Genomic DNA, 19104 nt, shown 5'->3' with positions numbered 1-19104 from the left:
TTCGAATGCCGAATTATTGATACTTTTGTGGAATGTCTGGCTTGTCCGACTGGTAGTTCTCGTACCATGCGGGCGTGATATCTGCCTTCGAAATGGCTTCTGCAACAGAATCTCGAATCCCGTTCTGGAAGGCCTCGACGGAAAACCGGTCAGCAAACGATGCAATCTCGGAGTCCGACCACTCGACGCCCTCCCTTTCGAACCGTTGTATAGTGTCTATGAGCGATGGTCCGGAGGACCCCGGTCGGGTATGTCGATAGCCGTTTTTCCCATCGATGACCTGGAATTGTGTCATCCCTTCTTTGACTCCGAGAAGTGGCGTTCCAGCCGCTAAAGCTTCGACAGGCGCAATGCCAAAGTCTTCATCTCGCCCATTGAACACGAACGCCTTCGCGCTCGATAGCAGGCGCCGCTTTTCGGTTTCATCGACGAATCCAAGGAACTCAATATTGTCCTGAGCGAGGCTCTCTAAGCGCTCCCGCTCAGGGCCATCTCCTGCAATCAGTAACCGTTCGTCCAAGTCGTTGAACGCTCGGACGATCCCGTCGATATCTTTGTGCCAGTCGAGTCGGGAGAGCGTAATGTAGTAGTCATCTGTATCGCTCCCCTCAGGGGAGTAGGAGTGTGTATCGACAGGTGGATACACGACGTGAATCTTTTCCTCGGGGATGCCCCAGTAGCGGACGACACGGCGCTTGACGATTTCGGAGTTTACGACGAAGAGATCCGGTTTGTGGGTGTTATGGTCGAAAGCGACACGAATCGCGTAGTGGACGAGAAGTCGCACAGCCTTGAGCCGCTTTGATTCGACTTCCGTGAGTTGGTCTGACTGTCGCCGATTCGTGTGGTGAATATAGGCGATCCACGTCTGATCATCGGGTGGGACGTAGAACAGTGGTTCGTTACCACTTGTGAGCAAGATATCGTAGTCGCGTAGCGGCGAAGCAAGCTGCCAGCCAAGTAAATGGGCCAACTTCCGAGTAAGTCCTCCGCGTTCGAGCGCGTGGTTCATCAACGGACCTTGGATGAGTTGCTCGGCCTCAATATCGTCAGGCTCAATCGATTCGTCGTGCCAGCCGACGTAGAACGGAGCGTCGTCAAATACGCGTGCGAGTTCCCACGCGAGTCGATCACCACCACCGTTCGCATGCTCTCCCCAGTGAGCAATGGCGAGGTTTGAGGAGGAACAATTGGATCGGTCCCCGGATTTGTCCGTCATCTCCTATGACTCTCGATTCCAGATGCATATCGTTCACGACTCAAGAGTCCCGATATCCTAAGCCCAACTCCTATAGCCTCTAGAGAGGCTTCGAGACGTATGTTCGAGCAACACGCTCTTGTGACATACACTAATATAATCAATACTATAATTTTACAATAGACTTTTATGAAGATTGAGGCCTACATCGAGATTCCCAGGTAGACCAAGGTAGGTGTAGTTGACCGCGATTGTCTTCTTATCCTCTACGAGACAGTACGTAAAGTTCAATCCGATAAATCCCCAGCGCTTATGACGAGGATGTTCTTGTGGATAAAAATAGCTTGTGAGAAAGGGATAATATAGCTTTGATCGGGGAAACGGAGAAACGGGATATTGATACGTCGGTGGTTGAAACCAGTCTTCACTTGCGAATCCCGCGTGAATACGTATGAGATACGGCCACACATCGATGGTGAATTTCCTCTCGCAGCTCGTGATGTCATTCTCGGGGTTCGTCGCGACGATTGTCCTCACTCGCACGCTCGGACAGGAACAATACGGGACGTACGTGGTAGTTATTTCTGTTCTAGCGTGGGTCGCGATTGCCGGAGACCTCGGACTGGGACCGGCAGTGAAGAAACGGGTTAGCGAAGCGACCGGTGGAAACTACATCATGGCCGGAGCGATCACACAGTTTGGGCTCTACGCGGTCGTCGCTGTCTGTCTCTGGATATTCCACCCGCAGTTGAACGAGTTCATCGGGTTTGAAGCGGCGTCAATCCTCATCGTGCTTCTTGCGGCGCGACTGGCGGCGAACTTTGTTCAGGCTGTCTTGGACGGTCAACATCTCGTACATGTATCGAGCATTCTCACACCAATTGAGTGGACGAGCAGAAGTCTCGTTCAAGTCACCCTCGTACTCTCCGGATTTGGGGTTGTCGGAGCACTAGCGGGCTATGTCATCGGTGCAGTCGCTGGGGTTCTTATCGGAGCGTACTTCGTCTCGGGGAGGCTGTCGCTCCCATCAAAACGAGACTTTTTAATGCTCAAATCCTACGCGCAGTTCTCGTGGCTTGCCTCAATTAAAGGACGAACATTTCTCTCAATGGACACACTTGTGCTCGCGGTATTTGTATCGAATAGCCTGATCGCGGTTTATGAAATTGCCTGGAATCTCGCGTCGCTGTTCGCTATCTTCGGCTCCTCCATTCAGCGAACGCTGTTTCCCGAGATCAGCAAACTTTCTTCTGAGGAGGGTATCAGTGGCGAGATCACGGGACTTCTTCGTGTGAGCCTTACCTACTCTGGGCTGTTCATCATTCCTGGCCTCGTCGGCGGGGCGGCTGTCGGTGACATCGTGTTGCAGATTTACGGACGTGGGTTCCAAACTGGATACTACATTCTCCTCATGCTGACTTCCGCGCGGTTGCTGTACGGTTACCAGGGACAGTTCCTCACCACGCTCGACGCGATCGACCGTCCCGACCTCACGTTCCGGATCAACGCGGTATTCGTCGCAACAAATATAGTGTTGAATGTTATCCTCACGTGGCAGTTCGGTTGGTACGGGGCGGCAGCAGCAACCACAGGCTCCGCCGCACTTGGACTGACGCTCGGCTACTATTACGCGTCGAACGTAATGAACGTCGTCGTTCCACTGACCGAAATTGGGAAGCAGTGGGTTGCAGCAGGAGCAATGGCTGCAGTCGTGTACGCCCTTCGGCTACTCGTCGGAGACATGTTGCCAGTCGCAGTGGCACTTGTGGGTGTCGGAGCAGTGGTCTACTTTTCCGTCTTACTTGCCCTTTCTCGCGAGTTCCGGGCCACCGTCGAAGAGAATCTTCCCGTCAGCGTGTCGCTGCTGACCGCCGAATCTCCGTAACGATTAGTATAATGACATGGATTCGATTCCCGCAATAAATATTTTAAATATGATAGTTCGATACATCGAACGCCTTGGCGAAGCGCTTGATGTACCTTCTGTCGATCTCGTTGGGCCGGTCGAAGTCAACGAAGTGTACATCTCTACCGAAAAGAAAGGCCGCGAGCGCGACCAGCCGTCGCGCTTGCGTGGCCTGTCAACGCGCAGTGGTAGTTCGTGCAGACGGTGACAAGCCATCTATTTTCATCCTCGCTGGTCAAGGGACTGGACAGCGATATATTATCCCGGCGAAAACCGCTAACGAGTCGACAATTCGATTCCGACTTGCCGACCACCAACAGGAGTTACTCACCGGCTATACTGACAGCTTTCGAGCGTATGAAACGCTGGATGAAGAAACACATTCAACCGCGGATATATCGTCCACGACGATGGAGAATGCGCTGATGACGATATTTATATCAACACCTACGATAGCCGCGCATCGCTGGCGCAACGGTGGCTCTTGTTCCCTCTTGTTCCATCGAAGAGTCCCTCCACTAAATACAGGTGGATATAGTACCTCAAAGGACTTCATTTCGATAAATAGTGTGCTAAAAACAGTCGAGGCGCAATCAAACGCGCTGTCCAAGCGATGTTATAAAATAAACAACATTTATATACCAGGCGTTCTCGAAAGAAGACATCCGTCTGAATCAGATTTGAAGGGGCGCTACGCTCGTGTTGCTTTTAGATGATAGTTGTCGTCGCAGTGCCCATCCAGCGGATGCAACTTGAGACCGGCTGCTCACAACGAAGTTTTCACGTCATCGATTGACCGGCTGATATCGGTGAGATGCTGACCATGCACCTCGATATAGGCGAGACGGACGTTCTGTAATACCGACTTGAGCCCATCGAGCTCATCCGCTTCGCCGGCTTCGATATCTATCTTGAGGACTGTTGGATCGGAAACTGCTCCCGAGTCGATGAGATTATCACCGCGCTTGACAGGTGCCGTGGTAGTACCCGGGTCGTCGGTGCCGCCAGTTAGAGTGTGGTTTTCACCGTCTGACGGCGCCATAGGGACATCGACCGTACTATAGTAGCCGTTAGAACTTTCTACTCAGGAATTGGTGCTAGACGTAGTGGATCATCTCGACGAGATCTCTGTCGAGGAATTGCAATATGCCCTTGACAACGTGGAGGGGAAGAAGCCGACACAACGGCTCTTAGCAGCAATAGCATACAAGAACGGTGTCACGCAGACTGAACTAGCCGAGTGGTACGACGTTCAGCGACGGACAGTCTATAGCTGGCTCAAGCGACTCGACACCGACGAGTCGCTTGAGCAAGCCGTTACTGATGCTCATCGCTCTGGGAGAAAACGGAAGCTTTCAGAAAAAGAGCAAAAAGAATTCGAAGAAGCTGTCCACGAATCACCAGAGAATGTGGGGGTTGATGCGCCGGCGTGGACGCCGGCGCTCGTCCAGCAGTATCTTGACGAGACGTACGATGTCGAGTACTCAATCCCGAGCTGTCGGCGGTTGCTCAAAGAAGCGGGATTAAGCTATCAAAAGCCTCGCCGTACAGCCGCTGAGTCGGATGCTGATGAGCAAGAAACGTTCCGTGAGGAGCTCAAAAAAAGCGGCGGGAAATGGACGCCACAGTAGTCTGCATCGATCAAACCAAGAAATCAGTCCAAGTTGAGCCGCGTGCCGCGTGGTTTCCACGCGGTACGCGGCCGTCCGTCGAGTTATCTGGACAACGTGACTGGACGTGTCTGCTCGGCGCGATCACCGAGGACGGTGATCGCTTTTTCTCTCGATTTGAAGAGTACGTTACCGCCGATCATGCAAAACATTTCATTCTTGCGTTATGCAAAGAGTTCGAAGATGATCTAATTATTGTCCTGGATGGAGCACCATATTTCCGGGCGTCGGCCGTCACGGACCTAGCGGCCCGTGACGACCTCGCCTTCGTAACGTTGCCGGCGTACTCACCAGAGCTAAATCCTGTCGAAGAGTGCTGGAGACAACTACAAGCGGCACTCAGCAACCGTTTCTTTGGTTCACTCGACGATCTCACAACAGCGATTGATACTGCTATTAATCGGATCTCTGTGCCAAATATGAGTGATTACTTCTAATGACTACTATAGGAGACGAGCCTAGTGCGGCCTCAATGACCGTTGTCGTCATAGTGAGCTCGCTGCGAGCGAGATCCGCTCGGAGTGCGGAGATATTCGCCGGGACGGGCTCGACTGCTACCACTTTATCAGCAACCGTCGCGCCGAAAATAGCGCACAGACCAATATTCGACCCAAATCCCACACCACATCGTCTGGTTGGATGCTCGTGACGATATCCTCGAGCACGTCCTGTTCATACATTAGCGTCGTTGCACGCCGATATTCGATTGGTGTATCAGTCTTCAAGTTTATTTCGTGACCGTCGATAAGGACTGTCCGGCTCTGATTCAGGATCGTGCGGATCGTCCATCATAATCGATATAGCTGAATGATAACAAAACCCCTGATACCACGATAGAGTTCTAACAAATCACCGTCTGCATGCAATTTTCGGACTCGAAATAGAGAAACTGTATTTTCAGGTGTTATTATCAACTCTAACCCTTTCTGTATTATTGTCTTTCTGGTCATCATTCACTGATTTATATCCAGTATGAGAGATCGTCCAGACGATCACCTCCGAACCGCTTAATGGCTCCACGAGTGCCCCACGCCACCGACGGCCGCTATGAGCGTTCTACGGGCCAGCCAGCAGACGCGCATGGTTCCCATAGCAACGGCATAGGAGCTGTCGAAGGTGATGACAACGTTGAAACTCGATTTAGATCGAGCGCGACGACGAAAACGAAACGGAGTAAACGCGAGCTCGTGCCCGTGACAGGGACAGGTTTCGGGAGTGGCTATGCTTTGCTTTGATCAAATGAGTTCCGCCGGTCCAAGATCAAGAACACTCTTTTTTAGGTATATTTTAGTATGCGTATTCAAATATGGATATAATGGGTGATTTGGACGATGGCTGATTCTATTGGAGTAGTTATCCCTGCATACCAACCAGATATCTCAGCTCTCGAAACTTATATTAAACACATAAAATCAGAGATTTCGCCAAAGGAGGTCCGAATCGAGATCGATGTTCCTACTCAAGATCATATCGATCGGCTTTCAGAATTAGATGTTGAACTTGGTATATCCAGACAACGACGAGGAAAAGGAGCTGCGATCATGGCTGGGTTCGATGCTCTCGAAACGAATATCCGTCTATTCACAGATGCCGACGGATCAGTTCCTGCGGCCTCACTCGTGGATATTATCCAGCCAATCGCAGCCAGTGAAAGCGATGTTAGTATCGGATCGCGACGGCATCCAACTTCGGATATCATTACTCACCAGACAGTTCTTCGGCGATTTCTAGGTGATATTTTCGCTCTCGGAGCCCAATATATGCTCCCAACACGGTGCCAAGATTATCAGTGCGGTGCGAAAGCAGTGACAGCCGACGCATGGTCGTCGATCGGACACCACTGTTATGAGCCAGGCTTCGCATGGGACCTTGAGTTCGTATCAGTCGCAGGCTCGCTCGGATACGAAATTGCAGAGGTACCAGTCACGTGGGAAGACCATCCCGATTCTACAGTAAGCCCACTTTCGACCTCGGTTGAGTTAGCGAGTGCCTTGGTTGATGTGAAACGCCGAACCGATGCGATTGCAACGAGTCCGCGGTATCGCGATGTGGAATCGACGGACGAATCAGACCTCAGGGTGCTTGGAAGCGATGGCGACTGAATCAAGAATCGATGCGCTTACTCAGACAGCTCGGATTGGGCAGTTCGTTTCTGTCGGTGTTATCGGGGCAATCATCGAGACGTCTATCGTCGCGATTTTAACCGCTCTACTGGGGATTAGTCCACTCGTCGCGAAAGCGGTCGGTTCCGAGGTATCGATCTCGACGATGTTTACGATCAATGACCGATGGACGTTCGTGGCCCACGGGAACGCGAAGTTCCTTGCTACCCTGCGGCGGTGGGGGAGGTCCCACCTCGTCCGAATCGGTGGGTTATCGGTCTCATTTGCTGTTCTGTTCCTACTGACAAGTCTGCTAGACATTTCACTTGTGATCGGTAATGTTGATCTCTGGCCGACAGTCGCAAATATGATTGGGATTGGTGCGGGAATGGTGCTTAATTACGTCGCTGAATCGCTTTTTACGTGGCGTGTTTGAGATTCATCAGTTCGTGATTCACCACGGAGCAGTCGCCAAAGTGGGAGGGCAAAGAGAAGAAGAGATCCCCATACTGCAGGCGATAGTGCCGGCAGTGTGGGTAGAAATATCTCTGCGATCGTCCCCACGATAGGTAACTCACCCGTGATATCGCCAGTGAAAAATTCGACGACAAATGGGTGAGCGGCAATCAGCGTCGCAGCAGCAATTGGGACGATTGGTTGTCCACCTGCTTGTCGACTCTCAAGAGCCGTCAGAACGAGAACACCAGGTACCGCTACCGAGAGATCTAAAATACCCGGCGATGGTGTTGCTAATGGAACTGCAAAAAGCCCGAGGGAAAATATATATAAATCTGTTTCGCGGTCCCGTTGCGTCCATGTGAGGGCCGTCGTGAGGAGGGTTGTAAGGATAACTGCAGCGTTCGCGAACAGATGGTGTGGGTAGAGATAATACCAAGGCATATATGTGGTCACTCGCCATTCTCCCGGAGGGAGGTAGGCCTCTGCGCCCCATCCTTTTCCGTTTTGCAGGACCTCGAGATAGGCAATATGTTGGTCAATGTCGAAAACCAGCACTCCGACGAGTAACACGAGTGAACCAGCAATGACTGCGCCTACAAGTCGTCTTGGCTTCCGTAGTAGTGGTGCTCCGATTGGGAGGTAGATCGGTTTGGTTATCGCCGCTAATGTGGCAATCACACCAGTCACGGCGTCGTTTTCATGGTCTGTTGCGAGAGAGCCAGCATAGAGGCACAATGCAGCAGCAATCAAGGGCGTCACCTGCCCTAAAAAGAGAGCAGAGAGGATCGGCGGAAATAATAGTACGGCAACGCCGAGAACAACAGTCTCCAACGTCGTGAGAAACGGGAAAAATCGATTTGTCATATGTGATACTGAAACAACGAGTACAAGTGCGGTAGCTGCGACCCACAGGGTTGCCGCAACTGGAAATGGAAACACAGTAAACGGGATAAACAGAACTACATAAATCGGTAGATAGAGCCACCGGCTACCTGTATTTGGTATATTGGAGTAATCTGCGGCAAACAGCGACTTTCCGTTGAAGACGTACTCAGCCGCTTGATAGTATACACCAAAATCAAAAAAGAGGGATGATGGGCCAGATACCAATATTCTGAGTGCCGTTCGAATTACTCCTAACAGAATTATGATCCCTAAAATGGCAGAAATCATGCGCCGTGTAACCTTCATAAAAGAAAAATAGTAACGGGAGATGTTTATTTTATCGATTATCTATCATTCAGGCCGATCACTTCGGCACCGCTAAGGATCACATTCGAATGTCTGGCCCCGTTGATGGCCGGCGTGAGTCGGTCACGGGCCAACCAACAGGCGCATTCGGTGCCGGCGGCGATCTCTGATTCCGCACAGCCCGCATACTGCGTCGTGACCGCATCCACCATGTTAGGACAAGTACCCCAAATCTTTCAACTGTTCCAGTTGCGAATCGTCAAAGTGCGATCCTCGCTGTTGGTCTTCACCTGTCCATTCAATCCCCTCTCGGTCAATGACAGAACTGAGTTCCGCCATTACATCGTCACAGTTTTTCTGAACATCTGTCTCTTCATCTGGAAGTCGATAGAGTTCGGTTTGATTCTGGTTAGATGCCAATTTGTATTCTTCACTCCGGACTACAGTGTACGGATCCTTAAAAAATCGTTCGGTGTCGAAAGAATCATCATATTGAGTATAGGATTTTAGATTTGCCTGACCTCGTTGACTAATTGCATGCTTTCGGCTGGTATCTCGAATATCTCGTCCCTCAAATTGATCCGTTGTTACACCAGTAATTTCTGCCAGAGTGTATGTTAGGTCAATTTGCTGTGTTAATGTAGTTTCATCTGTGACAGCGTCTGGTATTCCCGAAATGAGCATTGGAACCTCAATCAAACTGTCATGTAGAACCAAATTGTGACCGATAAGGCCGTGATCTCCAAAAAGTTCACCGTGATCACCGACAATGACAACTACGAGAGAATCCGAAACGGACCGCGCCTTTGAAATTAGGGCATCAACGGTGGCGTCCATGTGTCGAAGTGTCGCGTCATACATTGCCTCAATCGCCTCCCACTCATTGGCGGACAGGTCAAGTCCTTCAGCCATACCCCGTTTAATTGCTACCGAACCTCCGTAGTAGATGTCTTTTACGAGATTGTACGCTTCTTCTGCGGAGAACGAGATCTCGTCGGTAAAACAGTTCAAGTAGTCGGTATTTGGGAAGTATGGGTGGTGTGGGCCGGGAATGTGCATATACGCAAAAAATTGATCAGCGCCTGCACCCGTTGAATTTAGCCACTGTTTCGCATGGTGTTCAAGTACCTCGTTCTCTGTGGTCTTCAATTCGTGTTTGATACGCGCAAGGTTCGGTTTTCTGGATCGTAGAATCCTTCGCAGGCCTTCCGACCAATAGATTCTCGCATCTGACTGGAACGGTGAATAGCTTTCTGGGACAGCCTTCACAGAGGTGGTATGATTAAATCCTCTGTCAAGTCCTGTTGCTTTACTTATATATGGGTTCGGAGAAAAGAGTGCAGTCTCGTATCCTATATCACTGAGTAGTTCCGGGAGCGTGTCGATAGCAGCAGGAAGTTTTTTTTCTGCACGTCCGTCTTGCCCGACGCGATGAGTAGAAAGGTACGTCCCAGTCAGCATTGAGGCTGAAGAGGCAGGAGTCCAAAGAGACTGTGCGATCCCATTGTCAAACACCGTAGTGGCCGGCTGACTCGCAAACCGGTCAAGCGATGGCGTCGTATTGCGTTTGTAGCCATACATAGGCGTATGATCTGCACGAACGCTCTCCAAACTCAGCCAAAGAATATCTGGTGCGTTATCCATTGTGGGTTTCGTTTGTTATTGCTGATCAAAATAATTGCTTGGAAAGCCCTGCCAACTGGAACCGGATTTGGGAGTTGATGATTCATCCCCCTCCCTCAAACAGGCAGCGTTCATCCAAAGAATCTACACGGATGCTCGAACAAATCGGTACTATCACATGATAAGCGTCGTCATACCTGTATATAATCAACCTGAACTCTTGACAGAGGCACTCGAGGGTGTCCGAAAACAGACGGCTGAAAATCTGGAAGTAGTCGTTGTAGACGACGCGTCAGAGGTCGACTTAACCCAAGTTATTGACGGATTCGGCGACTGGATCCGGCTGATCGAACACGAACATAACCGTGGTGCAGCCGAAGCAAGGAATACCGGTATCAAAGCCGCAAGTGGTGATTATATTGCATTTCTCGACGCCGACGATACCTGGGAACCCACGAAAATCAAGAAACAACTTGATGCGTTCGAACGTGGTGGTGAGGACCTCGGACTCGTCTATACGGGGTTCGTACAATATGAGACAGACGGCAATGAGTGGATCCGATACCCGGAGGCGTCTGGCAATATCTATTTAGATGAACTTGAACGTGACCGAGTGCATCCGACCTCCACAGTGATGGTGCGGAGGGACGTTCTAGAGGATGTCGGCGGGTTTGACCCGTCACTGCCGAGTCGTCAAGACTACGACCTCTGGATTCGCATCACGGAGCACTACAAGGTCGATTACGTGGACGAAATCCTTGTGGACAAACGCGAGCAACCGGACAGTATTTCGAAGGACTTCGATAGCAGAATCGAAGGCGATCTCGAGGTCTTCGAAAAGGTCAGGAAACGAGCGTCGAACCTTGACTTCACGACCCGTAGTCGAATCTTTTCGTACCACCACCATGTTATCGGCCGGGACTACGAATCGAACGGCGACCGTTGGCAGGCATTGAAGCATCTTGGGCTCGCCATCCTCCGCTATCCGTTCAGACCCATCTCGTACGTAATGTTCGTCATCGCGCTGTTCGGCATCGACAGGAACGGACGACTATTGACGTTCGCCAAGCAGTTCATTCGATGATTCCCAGAGCGCGTTAGTCCTTCCCACTTTCGGCATAAGTTTGCCAACGCTCCTTTGGTATCCGAGTACCAGTCAGGAGTTACGTCCGTCTTTTCGACTACACGTTGGATCGGTTCATGTATGCAGATCCGTTGAACACGACATGGAATGCCTGCACGGAGAAGGGGCTCGCGAAGATTCCGATCTCCGTGTCATCCCAGTCTACACCGTCGGCCTCAAATCATCGAATCTCCTCCTAGGTTGTTTCACCATCTTGATCATTGATAAAATAGGCACCCGTTCTTGCCATCGACCACCTGAAACTGCATCATTCCCTCCTCGAGAGTGAGAACTTCGACCGACGAGAAGTCCTTATACCATCCGTTGAGCATGAATTTCTTCGCGTCGGTGATTAGTTTCTTTTTTATTTTGCTTGACGTAGCTAGCAAACTTGACGTTCTCAACGGCAATGCGTTCAAGTTCGTCGCATTTCGGGCCATCACCGGCAATCACTGGTTCCGCGTTGAGGTCCACACGATGTAGTCGATACTATTGTACCAACCCAACCAGGAGAACATGGGTAGTAGTCGCTGGTTTCGGCGTCACCGAGCGAGCGTCCGTATTCACTGGCAGATAGACCATGATAATCTTCTTTTCAGGAATCCTCCAGTAGTGACCATTCGGCGTTTCACTTGCTTGGATCGCGCGACGAACATGTCGGATCTGTACCTGTTGTGGTCGAAACGACGAGATAGAAGGACAGAATGTCAGAGACACAAGTCTCCGACTGAACGAACGCAAGCCAACGAGTCCGCACTCTTAAGTCCAGTTGTCCACACACCGCTATATTCTTAATGCTCTCTGCGAAGCACTAATGCGATGGCTCGAAACGTCGTTCTCCTCTGTCTAGACACCGTCCGCTACGGTTACTTCGAGCGACACGCTGACGACTTACAAGCAATCGCCGATCATACCTTCGAAGAGTGCCGGACTGCAAGTACGTGGAGCGTTCCGAGCCACGCGAGCATGTTCACGGGAGTCCTGCCGCACGAGCACGGATTTCACTCAGCCACGCCTACGTTTGGTGACCTTGACCGGGAGGACACGTTCCTCTCGGACCTCGATAGATTCCAGTTTATTGGCGTAAGTGCGAACCCGTACGCGAGCCCGGTATTCGGCTTCGACAGGCTTTTCGACAACTTCTATCACGCCGAATCCTCGATGCCGTACGCCGAGGGCCTGTCACCGTCGAAGTTCTGGCATGAGTCCTCGACTGAAGATTGGACCCGTTATATAGAGTTCCTCGAGGCATGTGTTCGACATAACCATCCGATGAAGAGCCTCGCAAACGGGGTTGCATCCCAGACGGAAAAATTGTTCCAGAAACTCCCGATGGCGAAGCCCTTCGACGACGGTTGCAAGCGAATCTTGTCGCGTACACGGCGCATACTGGACGAATCCGAGCAGCCGACGTTCGTGTTCGTGAACGTCATGGACGCGCACGGCCCGCTGACGAACGTCCGCAGCTACGACCAGTCACTGATTGCGGAGGAACATCGCAACTGCAGTCCGGATATCGATGCATTGGCAATGAATATGGACGAAACGTTCGACGAATATGAGGAGAACATCGCTGCCTATCGAGACCTCTACGCTGCTGCCGTAGAGTACACCACTCGACGAGTCGCCGAGTTCTGCAGGCGAGTAGACGATGACACAGCTGTTGTCATCACCGCAGACCACGGTGAACAGTTGGACGACGGCACTGGTGAGCGCCGCTTCGGTCACGTCACGCCGGACGCTGCAGAGGCGCTTCTACATGTGCCACTCGCGGTCGTCAACGCCGACCTAGCCGTGGATGAATCTGAGCCAATATCCCACCTCGACCTCGGGAATCTCGTCACGGCCATCGCCACCGAAACCGAGTTCGAGAAATGTCAGCCACTCGCCGCCGAAGTCGCTGGCCTTGGCGTTGCGCATCCGCCGACCGACCACGAGGACTTCGACTACTGGAACCGCGTGTCCCGGTGTGTCTACCTCAACAACGGCGCCGATAAGTATGTCTGGGACTCCATGGGCACCGCACGCCACTACGGACAAGTAAACGGTGAATACGTGCTCGAACGCGAAGGAGGCCCTGAACTCGTTCCCCCAAACGCAACCGCACCGTTCATGACGGACATTGAGGATGCTAGAACTGAGGAGAAAACTACATATGTTGACGCCGCCGTTGAGTCGAAACTTGAAGAGCTAGGATACCTCTGAGGTCACTCTCAGACGCGAATATCATTGTCTTCTTATTTTGATGCTCGCTACGAGGATGTGATGGAGACCAATCTCTGTGCATGGCTCTCGGAAATACGGGAGCATGTCCGCGAGCACCCGAAACGTGCGCCTCTGTACGTCGTGTTCACACTTTATCTCACCGTCTGGTACACCTTGACGTCTCGCTGGCCGTTCGGCAGGAATGTCTACGAGTCCGACTGGGACCTCCTCGTCATCCTTGACGCGTGCCGCGTGGACACGCTCCGCGAGGTCGCCGACGAATACGACTTTATTGAGGATGTAGACAGCATATGGTCCGTCGGCAGCCAGTCCGCTGAATGGATGGCGAATACGTTTACGGAGTCGTGGCAAGACGAGATCAAGGGAACGACGTATATCTCCGGGAACGGATTTAGTGGTGGAGTGCTGAAACATGAGAAACGCCCACCGGCGAACAACACAATTCCTGTCGATTTCTCGTCGTGGTCAACTGTCGACGAATCTGTACTCAACTCTCATGTAGAGGTATGGGAAACGAACCACGACAAGACGTACGGATCAGTGCTCCCCGAACCGATGACTGATCACACCATTGAGGAAGGGCGAAACGGCGACGCCAACCGTATCATCGCGCACTACACTCAGCCACACCTCCCATACATCGGAACCGCGTACCGCGAGGGGCGGGAAGCCACCGAACTGGAAGATCGTGGTTACGAAATCCTTGAAGAGGGCCGCGGGTCCACCGAAGAGGTGTATGAGGCTTACGCGGAGACACTCCGTTGGGTGCTTGATGACGTCGAAGACCTCCTAGAGAACATCGACGCCGAGAAGGTCGTCATCACCTCCGACCACGGCGAAGCGTTCGGCGAGTGGAAAGCCTACGGTCATCCCGAAGGGTTCCCACATCCGGTCATCCGGAAAGTCCCTTGGGTGGAGACAACAGCACGCGATGAACACACGCGAAAACCCGACATCGAGGTCGATCCGTCTACCGAGATGGGAATCGAAGAACATCTCCGGGACCTCGGATATCGATAGTCAAACATAATAACTTTCTACGAGTTACCTCTGACGACGCTTCGAGTGACCCTCTCTCTATGACGTCCAATCGTCTCGCGATTCGCAAACGAATCAGCACAAGAACGGCTTTGAATAAACCGAACGCAAGCGTTCTTCCGACCGACGCCGAGATTCTCAGCCAAAGACTTGCTCGAGTAATTCCGAAGTGGTAGCCCCAGGCGAACCAGCAGAACGGACTCAAGCGAAGTGAGTGCGCCCCAAAGACGACTGTCGTTCTCGGCCTCCGCAGATGGGGTTGTATGATCCATCTCGGAGAGAGACTACATCACTCTAGACACCGCAAACTCCGTCGCCGCAAGCGATTGGCCGTTACATTCGGCGGTTCTGAATACCCTCCTTGCTCAGCCCCCGAGATAGCAAGACAGCCACAAGTGCCCGTACAGAGACAATAATATCTGATACTTTTGATGCCGACATCGATACTGATTTGCGGTGCTTCCCGAGATCGTTATTCGAGCGCCTTCCGAGACGGTCTGCTTGCGCAAATAACCGATAGGCGTCGTTTCTGGGGCGCGAACAACTTCCTAGCGATCTGGTCGCTCACAAAGTATATAATGTCCCGGCAAAGCCATGTGGAACATGCAAGCAGTCATTTTAGCAGCCGGCAAGGGAACTCGCCTCCGGCCACTTACTGAAGATAAGCCAAAGGTCCTAGTCGAAGTTGACGGAAAACCCCTCCTCGAGGACGTCATGGATAATCTCATCGAGGTCGGTGCGACCGAGTTCGTCCTCGTCGTCGGTTACATGAAAGAGAAGATCATTGAGCGCTATGGCGACGAGTATGAGGGCATCCCAATCACGTACGCCCACCAACGTGAACAGCTCGGACTCGCCCACGCTATCCTCCAAGCAGAACCGCATATCGACGACGACTTCATGCTTATGCTCGGAGACAACGTCTTCCGGGCGAATCTCGGTGATGTGATCAACCGCCAACAAGAGGAACGAGCCGATGCCGCATTCCTCGTTGAGGAAGTCCCCTATGAGGAGGCCTCGAGATACGGCGTCCTCGACACGAACGAGTACGGCGAAATCGTCGAAGTAATGGAGAAACCCGACGATCCACCCTCGAATCTCGTTATGACTGGATTCTATACGTTTACGCCCGAGATTTTCCATGCGTGCCACCTCGTCCAGCCCTCTGACCGGGGTGAGTACGAACTGCCCGACGCAATTGACCTCCTTATCCAGTCCGGACGAACCATTGACGCACTGCGGATGGATGGCTGGCGGATTGACGTAGGGTATCCTGAAGATCGAGACAGAGCTGAGGAACGACTTACTGGCCAAGAGCCAACACTCGCAGAGCCTGAAACGTAGTCACCCCAGTTGAGAACGCTCTTGAAACCATATCTTGTTTCAGAACGCGGTAACCGCAGCAGAAGTAGGTTAGAAACCTATCATTCTGAAAGCAAAACGGTGATCCAGCCATCTGGCTTTTCTCTCATGTATTTAAATATAATTTAATAAGTATGTTTGTGATGGAAAAACTCTAGTCCGCAAGAACAATAAGCGTTCGTTACTGTCAATATCGACATGGAAATCCGTTCCGCGGTGGTCCTCGCGGCAGGGGAGGGGGCCCGTCTTCGGCCGCTTACAAACCACCGGCCGAAACCGATGCTTCCTGCGGCGACCAAGCCCATTCTCGAGCACGTCTTCGATTCGCTTGTCGACGCTGATATTACGGAAATTACCGTCGTCGTCGGCTATGGCCGGACGCATGTGCAGTCACACTTTGGATCGACGTACCGTGGTGCGTCTATCGACTACGTAGTGCAAGACAAGCAGCTTGGAACTGGCCACGCACTTCTGGAAGCCGAACCCGAGATTTCGGGGCCTCAGCTCGTTCTCAACGGTGACCAAATCGTTGAACGCGGTATCATCGAGGATGTTTGTGAGATCCACAACAGCGACGCCATCGCAACGCTTGGGCTCGTTCGAGACGGTGACATCACCAACTACGGTGGTGTGATCGTCGAGGACGGTGAGCATGTCTCGGAGATCGTCGAACGGCCCCATGACGATCGCAGTTACCATCTCAATGCGGGAGTCTACGCGTTCGAACCCGAGATATTCGAGTATCTCCGCGGCCCAGAGCCGCAGTTCAACGAGTACTCGCTCGTCGATGGTATCGCAAACGCGATCGACGCTGGTGAAACCGTCCGTAGTGTCGCCTCCGACGGGTTCTGGTACGACGCGACGTATCCATGGGACTTACTCGAGGTGACTGAGACGCTCCTCGGGAGTACAGACGGCGTCGAAAGCACGGTCTCGGCTGATGCCCAGATTCATGACTCTGCGACGATCGTCGAACCGGTCGTGATTTCGGCAGACTGCGTCGTCGGTCCGGGGAGCGTCGTCGGTCCGAACGTCGCGCTTGGCGAGAACGTGACGGTAGGAGCGAACGCAGTCGTCGAGAACAGTGTCATCGATGCAGACACACGTGTGGGTGAAAACGCGACGGTCATCGATGGCGTGACCGGCCATGGCGTCCAGATCGGCGCTGGCTCGACCATCGTCGGCGGCCCCGGCGATGTCCGCGTCGGCGATCGAATCCACGAGAACGAACGGCTGGGAGCCGTGCTCGCGGATCGTGTTCGTGATGGGGGCGGTGTAACCTACGCACCGGGAACGGTCGTTGGCTCCGATGCTGTTATTACCGCCGGCACAGCCGTCAGCGGGACAGTCGACGATGGAACGGAGGTGCAGTGACGATGTGTGGCATCGTCGGGTACGTTGGGAAGACTACTGGTGTTGATGCCGTGGACGTCATCCTCGACGGCCTGTCCCGGCTCGAGTATCGCGGCTATGACTCTGCCGGCCTTGCTGTGCCAACACCGTCAATAACGGTCCACAAGACAGAAGGTGAGCTCTCAGCACTCGAGAACACGGTTCCGAGGACTGACCTCGAGGGTGCACTGACTGGAATCGGCCATACACGCTGGAGCACGCATGGTCCTCCATCCGATGTTAACGCCCATCCGCACCGCGACGAAGCGGGTCGCGTTGCCGTCGTTCACAACGGCATCATCGAGAATTACCAGCGACTGCGTGACGATCTCGCCGACTCTGGCATCGCGTTCCAGAGTGAGACTGACACCGAAGTCATCCCGCAACTGATCGGTCACTATCTCGACCGCGGTGCGGCCCCCGAGGAGGCATTCCGGCTGGCGATCGACCAACTCGAGGGCAGTTACGCGATCGCCGCTGTCTTCGACGGATCCGAGACGGTATATGCGACCCGACAGGACTCCCCACTCGTTGTCGGCCTCGGCGAAACTGGTACGTATCTCGCGAGTGACGTCCCTGCGTTCGTCGAACACACGGACCGCGTCTGCTATCTCGAGGACGGTGATTTCGTTCGGCTGACCGCCGACGGTGCTGTCGTCACCGATGCGGAAGGCCACCCCGTCGACCGTCCAACGGAAACGGTCGCGTGGGACCCCGAAGATGCGGAAAAGAGCGGCTACGATCACTATATGCTCAAAGAGATCCACGAGCAGCCGAAAGCTCTGCGGCAATGCCTACGGGGCCGAATCGACGACCTCGACGGCACGGTCGATCTCGAGGATCTGGCTGACCTCGACCACGAGGGGCCCATTCAGTTCGTCGCCTGCGGAACGTCGTATCACGCGGCGTTGTTCGGTGCTGAGCGACTCCAGAGAGCGGGGGTACGCGCACAGGCATTTCTTGCCAGCGAGTACGCGAGCGATCGCGTCCCCGTCGACGACGAGACCCTCGTCGTCGGCGTCACTCAGAGTGGTGAAACAGCAGATACACTCCGCGCGCTTCGAGAGGCAGCCCGCGCCGGGGCGACGACGCTTGCGGTGACCAATACGGTCGCCAGTTCGGCTGCACGAGAGTGTGATCACGCCCTCTATATCAGAGCCGGTCCCGAGATCGGCGTCGCCGCAACGAAGACGTTCGCAAGCCAGCAACTCGCACTTGCTCTCCTTGCGTTCACACTCAGTGATGGGCCGACTCGCGAGGAACTCGAGGCACTCCGGGATATTCCCGGTCAGGTCAGGACTGTCCTCGAGACAACGGAGGCACGAGCAGTCGCCGAGGAATACGTCGACGCTGATGCGTACTTCTTCATCGGCCGTGGATACCATTACCCGGTCGCACTCGAGGGCGCGCTGAAGATGAAAGAGATCACCTACCGGCATGCAGAAGGGTTCGCGGCTGGCGAGCTGAAACACGGGCCGCTCGCGCTCGTGACCGAAGACACGCCCGTGTTCGCGGTTGTCACCGGCGACGATGAGACCGCCCGGAAGACCATCGGGAACGTCAAAGAAGTCGAGGCTCGCGACGCGCCTGTCGTGGCGATCACCGACGGCGAGTCCGACGTGACGCGGTATGCCGATCACGTCCTCGAGATTCCCGCAGTCAGCGATCTCGGTGGATCCGTGCTCGCGAACGTTCAGTTACAACTGGTCGCCTACTGGGTTGCGAACCTGCTTGGACGTTCAATCGATAAACCGCGCAATCTGGCCAAGAGCGTGACGGTCGAATAATTCGTTTTCCCGCTCGATCACTGACTC

General features: G+C 53.3%; 15 protein-coding genes and 1 pseudogene. 11 read left to right on the top strand and 5 right to left on the bottom strand.

Features of this window, described 5'->3' with window-relative positions:
* Positions 1–13: 13 nt before the first annotated feature.
* Positions 14–1219, bottom strand: a complete 1206-nt coding sequence (locus ACFR99_RS04855) for a glycosyltransferase (RefSeq protein WP_390284898.1) — start codon at positions 1217–1219, stop codon at positions 14–16.
* A gap of 430 nt (positions 1220–1649) precedes the next feature.
* Between ACFR99_RS04855 and ACFR99_RS04850 the strand changes: the two genes are divergently transcribed.
* The gene (locus ACFR99_RS04850) at positions 1650–3083 is read left to right on the top strand and encodes an oligosaccharide flippase family protein (protein ID WP_390284896.1); all 1434 of its coding nucleotides are present in this window, start codon (positions 1650–1652) and stop codon (positions 3081–3083) included.
* 52 nt (positions 3084–3135) lie between these two features.
* A pseudogene (locus tag ACFR99_RS04845) lies at positions 3136–3630 on the top strand (IS1595 family transposase); the annotation flags it as partial.
* A 240-nt stretch (positions 3631–3870) separates the two neighbouring features.
* On the opposite strand, the gene ACFR99_RS04840 reads toward ACFR99_RS04845, so the two are convergent.
* Complete coding sequence (locus tag ACFR99_RS04840) at positions 3871–4146, bottom strand: FkbM family methyltransferase (protein ID WP_390284894.1); 276 nt, start codon at positions 4144–4146, stop codon at positions 3871–3873.
* Positions 4147–4210: 64 nt separating this feature from the next.
* On the opposite strand from ACFR99_RS04840, the gene ACFR99_RS04835 reads away from it, so the two are divergent.
* The 3 genes from ACFR99_RS04835 to ACFR99_RS04825 all read left to right on the top strand — a co-directional run bounded on the left by ACFR99_RS04835 (position 4211) and on the right by ACFR99_RS04825 (position 7312).
* Positions 4211–5211 (top strand): IS630 family transposase gene (locus ACFR99_RS04835; RefSeq protein ID WP_390284892.1). Its coding sequence is split into 2 segments (ribosomal slippage): positions 4211–4703 and positions 4703–5211, totalling 1002 coding nucleotides; the frame shifts between segments, so codons are not numbered across the junction.
* An 894-nt stretch (positions 5212–6105) separates the two neighbouring features.
* A complete protein-coding gene (locus ACFR99_RS04830) occupies positions 6106–6876 on the top strand; it encodes a glycosyltransferase (protein WP_390284890.1) in 771 nt (256 codons plus the stop codon).
* Positions 6791–7312: a GtrA family protein gene (locus ACFR99_RS04825; RefSeq protein ID WP_390284888.1), complete on the top strand. Its 522-nt coding sequence runs from the start codon at positions 6791–6793 to the stop codon at positions 7310–7312. Before ACFR99_RS04830 ends, ACFR99_RS04825 begins: the two co-directional genes overlap by 86 nt.
* Here the strand turns inward: ACFR99_RS04825 and ACFR99_RS04820 are convergent.
* Positions 7276–8508, bottom strand: coding sequence for a glycosyltransferase family 87 protein (locus ACFR99_RS04820; RefSeq protein WP_390284886.1), 1233 nt, complete (start codon positions 8506–8508; stop codon positions 7276–7278). The two genes, ACFR99_RS04825 and ACFR99_RS04820, sit on opposite strands and share 37 nt — an antisense overlap.
* Positions 8509–8739: 231 nt before the next feature.
* Positions 8740–10170 (bottom strand): sulfatase, encoded by a 1431-nt coding sequence (locus tag ACFR99_RS04815; protein WP_390284884.1) that lies wholly within the window; start codon positions 10168–10170, stop codon positions 8740–8742.
* Between the two features lie 157 nt (positions 10171–10327).
* On the opposite strand from ACFR99_RS04815, the gene ACFR99_RS04810 reads away from it, so the two are divergent.
* The gene (locus ACFR99_RS04810; RefSeq protein ID WP_390284882.1) at positions 10328–11233 is read left to right on the top strand and encodes a glycosyltransferase family 2 protein; all 906 of its coding nucleotides are present in this window, start codon (positions 10328–10330) and stop codon (positions 11231–11233) included.
* A gap of 351 nt (positions 11234–11584) precedes the next feature.
* Here ACFR99_RS04810 and ACFR99_RS04805 read toward each other — a convergent pair whose 3' ends face one another.
* Positions 11585–11746: a hypothetical protein gene (locus ACFR99_RS04805; protein WP_390284880.1), complete on the bottom strand. Its 162-nt coding sequence runs from the start codon at positions 11744–11746 to the stop codon at positions 11585–11587.
* Positions 11747–12091: 345 nt separating this feature from the next.
* Between ACFR99_RS04805 and ACFR99_RS04800 the strand changes: the two genes are divergently transcribed.
* The 5 genes from ACFR99_RS04800 to glmS all read left to right on the top strand — a co-directional run bounded on the left by ACFR99_RS04800 (position 12092) and on the right by glmS (position 19077).
* The gene (locus ACFR99_RS04800; RefSeq protein ID WP_390284878.1) at positions 12092–13477 is read left to right on the top strand and encodes a sulfatase-like hydrolase/transferase; all 1386 of its coding nucleotides are present in this window, start codon (positions 12092–12094) and stop codon (positions 13475–13477) included.
* A 60-nt stretch (positions 13478–13537) separates the two neighbouring features.
* Positions 13538–14518, top strand: coding sequence for a hypothetical protein (locus tag ACFR99_RS04795; RefSeq protein WP_390284876.1), 981 nt, complete (start codon positions 13538–13540; stop codon positions 14516–14518).
* A 621-nt stretch (positions 14519–15139) separates the two neighbouring features.
* Positions 15140–15880, top strand: coding sequence for a UTP--glucose-1-phosphate uridylyltransferase AglF (aglF, locus tag ACFR99_RS04790; protein WP_390284874.1), 741 nt, complete (start codon positions 15140–15142; stop codon positions 15878–15880).
* Between the two features lie 216 nt (positions 15881–16096).
* Positions 16097–17272, top strand: a complete 1176-nt coding sequence (locus ACFR99_RS04785; protein ID WP_390284872.1) for a sugar phosphate nucleotidyltransferase — start codon at positions 16097–16099, stop codon at positions 17270–17272.
* Between the two features lie 2 nt (positions 17273–17274).
* Positions 17275–19077, top strand: a complete 1803-nt coding sequence (glmS, locus tag ACFR99_RS04780; protein ID WP_390284870.1) for a glutamine--fructose-6-phosphate transaminase (isomerizing) — start codon at positions 17275–17277, stop codon at positions 19075–19077.
* Positions 19078–19104: the final 27 nt, after the last annotated feature.

The sequence above is a fragment of the Haloarchaeobius amylolyticus genome, assembly GCF_042678045.1.
Lineage (GTDB): Archaea > Halobacteriota > Halobacteria > Halobacteriales > Natrialbaceae > Natrinema > Natrinema amylolyticus_A.
Note: the sequence above shows the minus strand (reverse complement) of the source record. Positions and strands in the feature narration are given on the sequence as shown.